Origin of the sequence: Nonomuraea sp. B1E8 (assembly GCF_039871515.1) — a bacterium.
Classification (GTDB): Bacteria; Actinomycetota; Actinomycetes; order Streptosporangiales; family Streptosporangiaceae; genus Nonomuraea.
In genome coordinates this window covers 118,629-128,160 of the sequence record NZ_JBDPLS010000020.1, presented here as the reverse complement: position 1 = coordinate 128,160, position 9,532 = coordinate 118,629, and the positions used below count along the sequence as shown (strand labels likewise).

Annotated in this window: 11 protein-coding genes and 1 pseudogene; 3 read left to right on the top strand and 9 right to left on the bottom strand. The window is 64.9% G+C overall.

Annotation, left to right across the window (positions count from 1 at the left end):
* The 5 genes and pseudogenes from ABGA98_RS42090 to ABGA98_RS42070 all read right to left on the bottom strand — a co-directional run.
* Window positions 1-316 (bottom strand): annotated as a pseudogene (locus tag ABGA98_RS42090) (hypothetical protein); the annotation flags it as partial.
* Window positions 313-1,041 carry a hypothetical protein gene (locus ABGA98_RS42085; RefSeq protein WP_347624079.1) on the bottom strand — a complete coding sequence of 243 codons (729 nt, stop codon included), beginning with the start codon at window positions 1,039-1,041 and terminating at the stop codon, window positions 313-315. The pseudogene ABGA98_RS42090 and the gene ABGA98_RS42085, both read right to left, overlap by 4 nt.
* An 8-nt stretch (window positions 1,042-1,049) precedes the next feature.
* Window positions 1,050-1,691: an SAF domain-containing protein gene (locus tag ABGA98_RS42080; protein WP_347624078.1), complete on the bottom strand. Its 642-nt coding sequence runs from the start codon at window positions 1,689-1,691 to the stop codon at window positions 1,050-1,052.
* Window positions 1,692-1,697: 6 nt separating this feature from the next.
* Window positions 1,698-2,507 carry a hypothetical protein gene (locus ABGA98_RS42075; RefSeq protein ID WP_347624077.1) on the bottom strand — a complete coding sequence of 270 codons (810 nt, stop codon included), beginning with the start codon at window positions 2,505-2,507 and terminating at the stop codon, window positions 1,698-1,700.
* The gene (locus ABGA98_RS42070) at window positions 2,504-3,040 is read right to left on the bottom strand and encodes a hypothetical protein (protein WP_347624076.1); all 537 of its coding nucleotides are present in this window, start codon (window positions 3,038-3,040) and stop codon (window positions 2,504-2,506) included. Before ABGA98_RS42070 ends, ABGA98_RS42075 begins: the two co-directional genes overlap by 4 nt.
* 648 nt (window positions 3,041-3,688) lie before the next feature.
* On the opposite strand from ABGA98_RS42070, the gene ABGA98_RS42065 reads away from it, so the two are divergent.
* Together ABGA98_RS42065 and ABGA98_RS42060 are read left to right on the top strand one after the other, a co-directional pair.
* Window positions 3,689-4,981 carry a hypothetical protein gene (locus ABGA98_RS42065; protein ID WP_347624075.1) on the top strand — a complete coding sequence of 431 codons (1,293 nt, stop codon included), beginning with the start codon at window positions 3,689-3,691 and terminating at the stop codon, window positions 4,979-4,981.
* Between the two features lie 50 nt (window positions 4,982-5,031).
* Window positions 5,032-5,487, top strand: a complete 456-nt coding sequence (locus ABGA98_RS42060) for a hypothetical protein (protein ID WP_347624074.1) — start codon at window positions 5,032-5,034, stop codon at window positions 5,485-5,487.
* Between the two features lie 173 nt (window positions 5,488-5,660).
* Here the strand turns inward: ABGA98_RS42060 and ABGA98_RS42055 are convergent, their stop codons facing one another.
* A complete protein-coding gene (locus ABGA98_RS42055; protein ID WP_347624073.1) occupies window positions 5,661-5,864 on the bottom strand; it encodes a DUF397 domain-containing protein in 204 nt (67 codons plus the stop codon).
* Window positions 5,857-6,702, bottom strand: coding sequence for a helix-turn-helix transcriptional regulator (locus ABGA98_RS42050; protein ID WP_347624072.1), 846 nt, complete (start codon window positions 6,700-6,702; stop codon window positions 5,857-5,859). Before ABGA98_RS42050 ends, ABGA98_RS42055 begins: the two co-directional genes overlap by 8 nt.
* 218 nt (window positions 6,703-6,920) lie before the next feature.
* Between ABGA98_RS42050 and ABGA98_RS42045 the strand changes: the two genes are divergently transcribed.
* Window positions 6,921-7,454, top strand: a complete 534-nt coding sequence (locus tag ABGA98_RS42045; protein ID WP_347624071.1) for an ATP-binding protein — start codon at window positions 6,921-6,923, stop codon at window positions 7,452-7,454.
* Between the two features lie 123 nt (window positions 7,455-7,577).
* On the opposite strand, the gene ABGA98_RS42040 is transcribed toward ABGA98_RS42045, so the two are convergent.
* Window positions 7,578-8,696 carry a hypothetical protein gene (locus ABGA98_RS42040; RefSeq protein ID WP_347624070.1) on the bottom strand — a complete coding sequence of 373 codons (1,119 nt, stop codon included), beginning with the start codon at window positions 8,694-8,696 and terminating at the stop codon, window positions 7,578-7,580.
* Window positions 8,584-9,528 carry a thiopeptide-type bacteriocin biosynthesis protein gene (locus ABGA98_RS42035; RefSeq protein WP_347624069.1) on the bottom strand — a complete coding sequence of 315 codons (945 nt, stop codon included), beginning with the start codon at window positions 9,526-9,528 and terminating at the stop codon, window positions 8,584-8,586. Before ABGA98_RS42035 ends, ABGA98_RS42040 begins: the two co-directional genes overlap by 113 nt.
* Window positions 9,529-9,532: the final 4 nt, after the last annotated feature.

Here is a 9,532-nt window from a genome sequence, read left to right as displayed (position 1 = left end):
CGGAGTAGGTGATCCACACCTGGTCGCAGCCGTTGACGTCGATGTTCTCCACGTCGGGGTCGTCGACGAACGGTTGCAGCCGTCCCAACGCGAAGATCTCGTTGTGTACGGCCTCGGCCAGCAGCCGCTCCTCCGGCAGGGTGGGCGCGCTCCTGCCTGCGAGGGTCCGGCCGTCGGTGTACTCGCGGACCAGGTCGATGATGACCGCCCGCGCGTACTCCCGGACGGCCTCGTCACCGGTGACCGTTGCGTTGTCGAGCGCCTCGGTCACCTGCGGCACGAGCTCCCGTACGGCTCGTTGCACGTCGAAGCTCACGATGCCGGCACCTGCTCGCCCAGCTTGGTCCCGAGCGACCGTGCCGCGCGCAGGAGCAGGGATCGTGACAGATGACGCTCGCTGCCCGTGCCGTGCGTCAGGACCGCCGCTGCCTTCGGATCACGCGGAAGGTGGCCCACCACGTCGATGTCCAGCGTCTTGGCCACCTCCCTGCGCCCGTAGGGTCCGTCGCTGGTCAGCAGCACGCGCGGGCTCGGCCGGTGGCCTCGTGCCGCCGTGATCGTGGCGAGACGGGGAGCGAGCGCGGACAGGTCCCGCAGCGTCGGCCGGGTAAGGACAAGGACATGATCCGCACCGGCCAGCAGGGGAACAGGCGTCTCCGCCCCGCCGATGCGCCCGAGGTCGACGATCACATCCCCGGACATGGTGGCGAAGGTCTCGGCGATGTCCCGCCACAGCGGCTGGACCGCCGACACCTGGGAAGGGCTCGCCAGACCCGGCAGGATCCGGCGGCTGTCCGGGCCGTTGAGCTGCAGCACCTGCTCGGCCAGCGTGGACGTCGCATCGGCGCTCCGCCGCAGCTGCACCGCCCACTCGCCCAGCCCGCGATCCTGCAGCTGACCGGCCAGGAACCCCGACAGGACGCTCCCACCGGCCGGGTCGCACTCGGCGAACAGCACGGTACGCGGCCAGGCGAGGGTCAACGCCAGCCCGGCCGTCGTCACGCCGGGGCTGTGCCCGCCGGAACACAGGACGATCAGCATGGACGCGCTCACCCGGCCCGCGACTGCAGCACGATCGCGACGGTGCCCTCGGCCGCCTGGCGGGCCAGCGCCGTACCGGCTGCGGCCGGGACGATCAGATCGACCACGACCAGCCCGTCGGCGTCCGGCTGGCCGACCCGGTCCACCCTGGCATGGTGGTCCTGCGCCGGCCCACGGCCCGCCTCACCCGAGGACACGGCGGTGGCCACGACGCGGTCACCGGGCTGGATTCCTCGGGCCGGGAGGCGGCTGGGCTTCAGCGCCACCGGCACCACGACCTCGCCCGGCCCCGGTACCAAGGTCTCGGTCACGTGTGCGGGGGAGAGCAGGCTGCCCGCCTTCAGGTCCACCGCGGCGCGCTTTCCGATCAGGGTGCTCTTGCCTGTCGCGTCGACGGACTGGACGGCCGCGTCCACGCCGAGCGCGACCGTACGCAGGTCCTGCGCCTGGATCTGCTGGCCGACCGGCACATCACGCGCCATGACCAGCACCGGCACCCGCTGGCTGGCGGCCCCGTACACCTGCCAGGCCCCCAACGCCCCCAGAGCGGTCAACGCGACGCCGACCACGAGCATCATCGGGCTGCGCCGGCTCGGCAACGGACGCAACTGGCCCATCTCCCTGGGCGGCGAGAGCCGCTGAAGCAGCATCAACCTCTATCCCTTCGTGACCAGCGCCTGCGCCTCGACGACGCGGACCGGGAACGTGACCGACCTGGTGATCGCCGGCAGCGCGCCACCCGCACCGCCGGAACCGTGCCACGTGCCACCCCATGTGACCGACACGGTCACGCGGCGTGCGTTCGCCGGACGTTGAAAGCGGTACGAGCAGGTGGAGCTCTGGCGCGCCGCGGGCCGGCTGGGTTCGTAGGCGGTTCCCGGCCCATTGCAGGTGATGGTGTGGCCCTCGCCTGTGTCGATGGTCATCCGCTGCGGCCTCGCCGTGGCTTCGGCCCAGACTCCGCCGGTACGTAGCCGCTTGGTCCTGGCCGTCCACTGCCCCTTGGCCAGGTAGAACCAGTGCGGAAGCCCTACCAGCCCGTCCCGTCCACGTGGCGGAGCCGTGAGCACCCGCGGCGGCGCGATCGGGATGCGCTTGTACGCCCGCTGAGCGAGTTGCTCGGCGATGACGGCAGGGGCACGCTTGTTCTCGATCCAGACGATGTTCCGGGTTCCGTTGGAACACTTGACCAGGTACCAGGCGCCGTCCTTCACCGGCTCGGTACTGAGCTTCTTGTCGGGGTCGGCGTACTCGTGGCCCACCTTCTGGAGCCCGTGCTCGTACCACCACCTCTGGTACGAGCAAGTGACCCGCGGTTTCGCTCTACCCACCGTGGCCGAGAGCCTGCGAGGGGATTTGTCGCGGGCAGAAATGAGGTAGTCGAAATAGCTGCGCGAGACGCCGACGCTGTTGCCGTCGTCGTTGCCCGGCACGAGAACAAGTCCGGCAAGCAGGAGATTAGTCACGGAGCCGGCGAGCATGGTTCATCCACTTGGTCGACCTTTGCGACCCTCCACACGCCGTCCGCCTCCTTCGCCAAGGCGGCGACCATGTGAGTGCCGGGCATGCCATGGGTGAGGCGTTTTCCGGTGCGATGATCCGCATGGCCTCCGTTTGTACCGTCCTGGCAATCGTGCAGGACAGCTCGATCGCCTCGAATCTGCACGTCGTAAGGGTGCAGTATGGGGTACCCGTAGGTCATCCGGCCTCTGGCGCGCAGTTTGGCGATGCCCTTCACCATCGTGGTTAGAAGGGATTGCGTCACGATCGGCTCGAGAATCGCCCTGCGCTCTTCGGGAGGAGCTTGTTCGGCGCGTGGACCAGCGCGGTACAGCTCCCGGTACACGGTCAGGACGGCGTCCTGGTCGGTGGTGGGACTGGGTGTTGGTGTGAGGGTCGTAGTGAGCGGCGACGCGGCTGAAGAAAGCGGTTCGGGAAGGGAGCCGTTGGACCGGCAGGCAACCAGGCCACCTGTTGCGGCGACGATCATGGCCACCACGGGCAAGCTCCGTCCAAATTGCGGCGAATCTATCCTCACCTACCGGAACCCTTACAGAGAGATGTTGTGTTGCTACAGATAGTTGTTAGATCAGGGTAGCTGTCATCCTGTAGCAGCTCACGGCCGAGCTAGACGATCATTACTTAACCTTTATCCAGCGCTCCAGAGGCGAAGATCGCCCGGCCTTATCGCCGGGTATGACGCCGATCTGCGCGTGCGCGCCGTTATGCTCGGCACGATACGCCTGGCAGTCTGCGCCCTGGGATGGCTGTTGTCGCGTCTGGACGGGTGACGTCTATGATGCTGCGACCTGCACTTATATGGCCGTACTGGATCCCTGCACGCCGCCTGCCCTCGCAGGCAGTCGATTCTCGGGCCAGACCGCGCTGTGTGGACTCGGCGTAGACAACAAGTTCTGTGCGGCAGCCGTCCCCGGACGGCTCTACAGTCGCCTGCTGGCGCCACTCGCCACGATCCTAGATCGTAGCCCAGCAACAGGTTAAGGCCCGGTACCTGCGCGTTCGCCTTCCTGCTGTCCCACTTGGACCATACCAGCGTAGTGATCAGCTACTGGGTCAGTCCCGGACACCACACCCGCATGCTGGCCGGCTTGCGCAACCTGGCAGAACGCTTCAACTCTGTCAGCCCGTGGTTCTGGCGCGTGGAAGACATGTAGCATCATCGATCCACGCGCAGCAATACATTGCATTGGGTAGTGTCCATACCACCGGAAATGAGCAGTGCGAGGCGAACATGTTTTTGACTGACGTGCCGGTAGGGAAACTACTGAAGATGTCGTTCCCCACGGTGGGTGGTGGCGGCTTCGCTGGACTGGTGTTCGTCATCTGTCGCTCGGCGGACGAATCGCAGCTCCATCTGGACTTTCTTCAGGATTGGAGCAGCATTCACGACCTCACACGACGCTATCTCGCAGTGATCGCTCCCAGGCCCGGTGGCAGTGTACTTCTATCCAGGCATGTAGGTGGTGCCGGAACAGAGGTACGCGACATGCGCTTTTACGGCAATGAAGCGAAGCTTCTGGAACCGAGATGGCCGACGGTGCAGATGGCGTGTCGGTACCCAGCTCCTCATGCAATCGTCGCCCCGACCTTAGTGGCTGGAAAGGAGGAGCACCAGGAGGCTTTCACTATATTGGCCACTGAACTACGAGACTTTTTCGGTATCTCCGAGACGCTGTTGCCCTGCGCTGTGGTCGTCTCCTTGCACGAAGAGCGGGCGGTTGCGGTGGAACTTACCAAGCACACCACCGTATATCAGCTGCTCAAGCTCACTATGGTTGCGATAGAGCCGATGAGCAGCCAGATCCGTCAGAAGGAGGCCGAACTCAATGCCGCTACGCAGGAGTGGCACGCGGAACGGCGCCTCCGCCCGGCTGAGGTGCTCTACCGCGAATGGAATTGGCACAGGGCTCAGTTGGCCCGAGAACTGACGCAGGTCGCAGGACAATGTGACGGCGAGGCAGCCGACTTGTGTAGATGGATGGGCGCGCGCCTGAGTCAACGCTCCCCACTGGCTGCTGATGAAGACCTCCGCGCGGCGCGACTGCTCGACTTGCTGTACGCGGGGAGGTTCGGCACTTTGCCGAAGAGATTGCGCCGCACATTGTCTAAGATGAACGACGGCTATCCTGAATACCATCGAGACCTGACAAAGATAATGCATCCTCCCGAGGAAACCGTCATAGGAGCGGCTGAGCGAGCGCGTGTACATGAGGAGGAAGTCCGCCGGCTGAAGAGCGAGCTCGACACTCTCGGTGGAGATATTCGGCTTATCGACGCGGTAGTGACGGCCGCCGAAGGATTAGGGCTGGAGCGGGCCGATTCCCGAGTCCTGCTAAGCTGGCGGCTACTAGAATGGCCTATTCTTGCTCTGGCGCTGCCGGAGCGATCCGGTCCCTCGCTGCGGCTTGGTCGTGGCTGATGGGAGACGAAATATCGCGCGGCCGGCACTACTCGCTCCTCGTAGATCAGTTGACGGACGAACGCGCGAGAAAGGGATCGCTCGAACAGCGCGGTATCGCCGTTATCTCAACGTCCGGCACCCTCATTGCCATCACCCTCGGTTTCATCACACTGGGCACGAAGAATCCGTCTGTTGCGCTGCCACCCACACTCCCGCCCCTTCTTATGGCGGCCCTCGCAGGACTCGTGGCAGCTTGCGCTGCTGGGCTGCTCATCAACGTACCGGCAAAGATTCCCATCATTGATGCCACGGACCTGGCGGAGAGTGCCGCCCGCGCCGACTGGGACGCAACTGACCGTGAGAGCGCGCAGGTAGAGCAGAAAATTCAGGCGCAGGTGTTGGTCGGGCTTAGAAAAGCAAACCGATTGCGTGCTCGCGTTTTGCTCGTGGCTTTGCTTTTTGAAGTTGTCTCGCTGATGATAATGGCCATAACTGTGGGCTTCGCGTTCTGGCCCATGCTGTAGTAGCTTTGGTCCGTCGTGATGTAGCGGATCGAGCCTGGGGCGTCAAAAGGTTTACAACACCCGGTGGGAGTCGGCTATTCTATTTGTGGACGAAGTGTAGCGTTTCTCAACTATGAGAGGCTCAGCAGGGCATATCTGAACCCATCTAAGGTGGCTTGGGAGAAGGACCTTTGTCAGGCTAGGTCGAATTCCCCGTTTTTGGCTCCTGTTAAGAATGCCACCCACTCGGAGTGGGTGAATACCAAGGCTGGACCGTTGGGGTTCTTGCTGTCTCGGACGGCGATGACGCCGGGGAGGTTGCGCGCTACTTCGACGCAGTTGTTTCCACCGCCGCTGCGGCTGCTCTTGACCCAGATAGCCTGCGATAGATCAACCATGGCAGAGGGCTTCCTTGATCTCGTTGATCATCTGGAGGGAGTCGTCTGAGGGCAGTGCGGCCTTTTGGATGCGTTCGAAGATGAGCTTACAGCGGTCGACTTGCTCTGTGCTTTCGACGTATATGTCGCCTGCGGTGCCCTCCACGTATGCCACGTCGGGGTCGATCTCCTCGGCGAAGCTGAGCACGGTGAAGGCTCCTTCCAGCCCCGCGTGGGCCCCTGCCTCGTAAGGGAGGACGTGGATCATTACGTTGGGGCGCCGGCTGGCGATCAGGAGTGCTTCGAGCTGCTCGTACATCACTTGAGAGCCGCCGACCGGGCGGCGTAGGACGGCTTCGTCGAGTATTGCGCACAGTTCGGGGGCGTCGGGTCTGCTGAGCAGGGTGCGTCGCGCCATGCGGGCCATGACCCGGCGTTGGACGTCATCGCCGGGGCGGAGAGCGGTGATCACCGTTCGGGCGTAGTCCTCCGTCTGGAGGAGCCCGGGGACGAGTTGTGCTTCCCACTGGCGGATCAGGTGGGCCTCGTCTTCGAGGCCGATGTAGGAGCCGGTGAAGACGTCGGCGTAGGCCGTCCACCAGCCGCGTTGCCGGACGTCCTTCGCCAGTTGGATCAGTCCGGCTCGGACGTCGAACCCTACGCCGTAGAGGTCGCAGACGGAGGCGACATCTTTGGGGCTTGCCATCGTCCGGCCTGTTTCGATGCGACTGACCTTGCTGCGGCTCCATCCGAGCTGGGCGGCGGCAGCTTCAGGCGTCAGACCTCTTTCTTCGCGCGTTTTGCGTAGTTCGCGCGCGAGACGCCGGAGTCTCACCGTGGGGCTGTGGGGCGGTGGCATGGAGGCAGTGTGCCAGACCGTCAACCGACATCACTATCTCATTGCTTGAAGCACTCCGAATCTGCACTGTGCATTGACAGGATGAACAGTGCAACTGCATGATGACTTTGCGTAATCAACGGTTACCTGTGCGTCTACATGGTGCACCGATTGACGCGACATGTCCGGGCGAAAGGTTGCCCAGCGCCGCAGACGAAAGGTCGGACCGTGGAAACAAAGTGGACATTCGGGGTAAATCGAGAACAACAGTACAGCTATTCGGCCAGGCTGGTCGCGCGCAGCTGGTCGGTCCGGTGAATGGCGAATTCCTCGGCGAAATGGTGCTGCCGGGAATGGCACGCTCAGTGCCGCTGCTCCGGCGTTTCGTGGGAGACACGCTGACAGTCGCGCAACACCAGAGCGTCGATGGCGCCCAGCTCGTGACGAGCGAGTTGGTGACGAACGCGGTGGTCCACAGCCGATCGGGATGGCCCGGAGGACTGGTCACCACCGACGTGATCGCGTTCGGCGATGGCCTGGCCCGTATCGAGGTGACCGACGAAGGAGGCACAACCCTTCCTCGCCCTCGTGATCCCGACGACGGCGATTGTCATGGACGAGGCCTGCGTCTCGTCGAACAGCTGGCGCAACAGTGGGGCGTACGCCTGGACGCTCGCGGATGGAAGACCGTGTGGGCCGACGTGCTCACGACGGAGGACGCACCGATCGTGCTGGCGGACATGTCGTCGTACATGGATGAGCTGCTGCCATGAAACTCCCGCGAGAGCGAGGACGCCGGAGCCAAGGTTTCCCGGCGAAGACGAAGGGAGAGGGCGATGCGCGTCTTATTACGGTCATAGCTGACGTTCGGGTCTCCTCGTGGGCAACGGCAACGGCTACGGAAGGGATGCGGGGAGGCTCTGTCCTATTGCCTTCTCGCACCGTTCCGCGGCAGCGAGGAGATCGGCCATCGCCGGGTCAGGGATCGTTCCGGCCTCGAGCCCAGCAGCGTGTACAGCGGCGATCATTGCCTCCTCAGCGACGGGAGGCAACGTCGGGTGCCCAGCGTGTGCGAGGCCTTCCCGAGCGGCGTATCCGTCCCCAGAGGCGAGGACGTTGCCGATCAGGGAGGAGAACAAACGGTCGGCTGAAGGCTCATCGATGTCGGCGGCCAGGTCGAAAATGGTCAGGCCGAGGCGTGTTCGGAAGACCAGCAGCTCCGGCGCCCGGTCGAGCTCCAGATAGCGGCGTTGGACTGCGGCAAGCGTATCGCCGGGCGAGCGTCCGGCCACACGGTTACACAGCGCGTCCAGGCACCCTGCGATTGCGTGTTCCCACGGTTGCTTGGGTGCGCTGTCTGCGACAAGCCTCAGGGCGGTGTCGGTGTCTCCGGCGAGGCAGTGAGCGATGATGGTGGCCTGCCGGCCGTCCAGGAGTCTTCGGCCGACGCCGCGGTATCGCTGTGCGTGGGCGACCGCCTGGTCCCACTGGCCCGCGCTGATGAGCGCCCGGATGCCCTCGTTCAGGAAGACGCCCCACAACCACGTGCGAACCGTGTGGAGCTCGGCGTCGGTACGGGTAAGGCCGCCGAACGGGATATGGCGGCCGTCGATGTCGGCGGTGCCCGCGCTGCTGACGGCGTGGAAGAGGCCGTGCAGCAGGAGGTAGCCGCGGGCGCCGTCGTGCTCGCGGATGGCCAGCCGGGCGAGGTTGATGAGCGGCTCCAGGGCCGAGCGTGCCCGGGAGGCGTCCAGTGGCCAGGCGGGCAGGTAGGCGGAGAAGTGGCGCCAGCACAGGGAACGGGCCAGAGCGGAGATGCCGCAGTCGCTGGCGATCAGCGCCGACTTGTTCAGCGTCTCGGCAGCGAGCGTGAGGTGGCCGGCCTCCGTGCCGCGGGCGACCTCATCGCTGAGGTTGCGTAGCTCGGCGATGCGTGTCCGGAGGGGCAGGCACGCCGGGCGGGGTCGCGCGATCAGGGGGAAGCGTTGCGCGACCTGCTGCAGCGAGGGGGTCATGTCTTCTGCTCCTTGAGTCCTCGGACTCGGTGACTTGGGGGTCGCGTCCGAAAACGACGTCTCTGGCGGTGTGGGCAAGCACGGCCTGGCTGGCGTAGGGCATGCCGAGCCGGTTCCACGCGAAGATGATGTGGTGGGCCAGGACGGCACGCAGGCCGCGGCGTAATAACCCCTTGGCGGACAGAGCAGCCAGTTCACGGCCGGTTGTCTCGTAAGCGGCTGACCACTGCTCGGCGAAGGTGAGGAGTCCCTGGCTGCGTATCAGAGGCTGGGTTTCCACGCTGATCAGCCGGCGCAGGTCGACCTCCAGCGCCTGTCGCCGCTCCGGGGAAAGAGGGTCGGGGAGGTCGCGGTGGTCGGCTACCCGCGCCCACACGTCGCCCTGCTCGTACCAGTCCAGCCCTGCTGAGCGCAGCAAGGTGGTGCACAGCAGGATTGACAGTTCGCGGCGGCGCTTCACGCCTGGATGGCGGGCGAAGTAGGCGAGCAGGTGCCGGCTGTCGAGGTGGAACAGGTCATGGGCGCACGTCATGGCGTCGGCACCGCCGAAGGCGTGCGGTTCGGCCTCGTAGATGACCTCGGTCGCGGTGTTGATGTGACCTTGCCGGATGAGGTTGTCTAGCTGACCCTGTAGGTGCGTCTGCATCCGGTCGCAGGTAGGGACGTAGCGGATGCGCCAGCAGGGCGTCTTACGCATGAAGAACCATGCGGTGATGAGTCGTTCGTCTTCGGTCCCAGCCAGCAGCGGGGCGAGATGGGTCACGGCGGTGTGTTCGGCTTCAGCCCAATCATGGAAGGCGACGTTGATCTGCCGCCACGGGCGAGCATCCATGCGG

Excerpts from the sequence above, each read along its gene's own strand:
- ABGA98_RS42055 (WP_347624073.1), bottom strand. The coding sequence starts at position 5,864 with ATGGTTGATCTATCGCAGGCTATCTGGGTCAAGAGCAGCCGCAGCGGC.
- ABGA98_RS42050 (WP_347624072.1), bottom strand. The coding sequence starts at position 6,702 with ATGCCACCGCCCCACAGCCCCACGGTGAGACTCCGGCGTCTCGCGCGC.
- ABGA98_RS42085 (WP_347624079.1), bottom strand. The coding sequence starts at position 1,041 with ATGCTGATCGTCCTGTGTTCCGGCGGGCACAGCCCCGGCGTGACGACG.
- ABGA98_RS42080 (WP_347624078.1), bottom strand. The coding sequence starts at position 1,691 with ATGCTGCTTCAGCGGCTCTCGCCGCCCAGGGAGATGGGCCAGTTGCGT.
- ABGA98_RS42040 (WP_347624070.1), bottom strand. The coding sequence starts at position 8,696 with ATGACCCCCTCGCTGCAGCAGGTCGCGCAACGCTTCCCCCTGATCGCG.
- ABGA98_RS42035 (WP_347624069.1), bottom strand. The coding sequence starts at position 9,528 with ATGGATGCTCGCCCGTGGCGGCAGATCAACGTCGCCTTCCATGATTGG.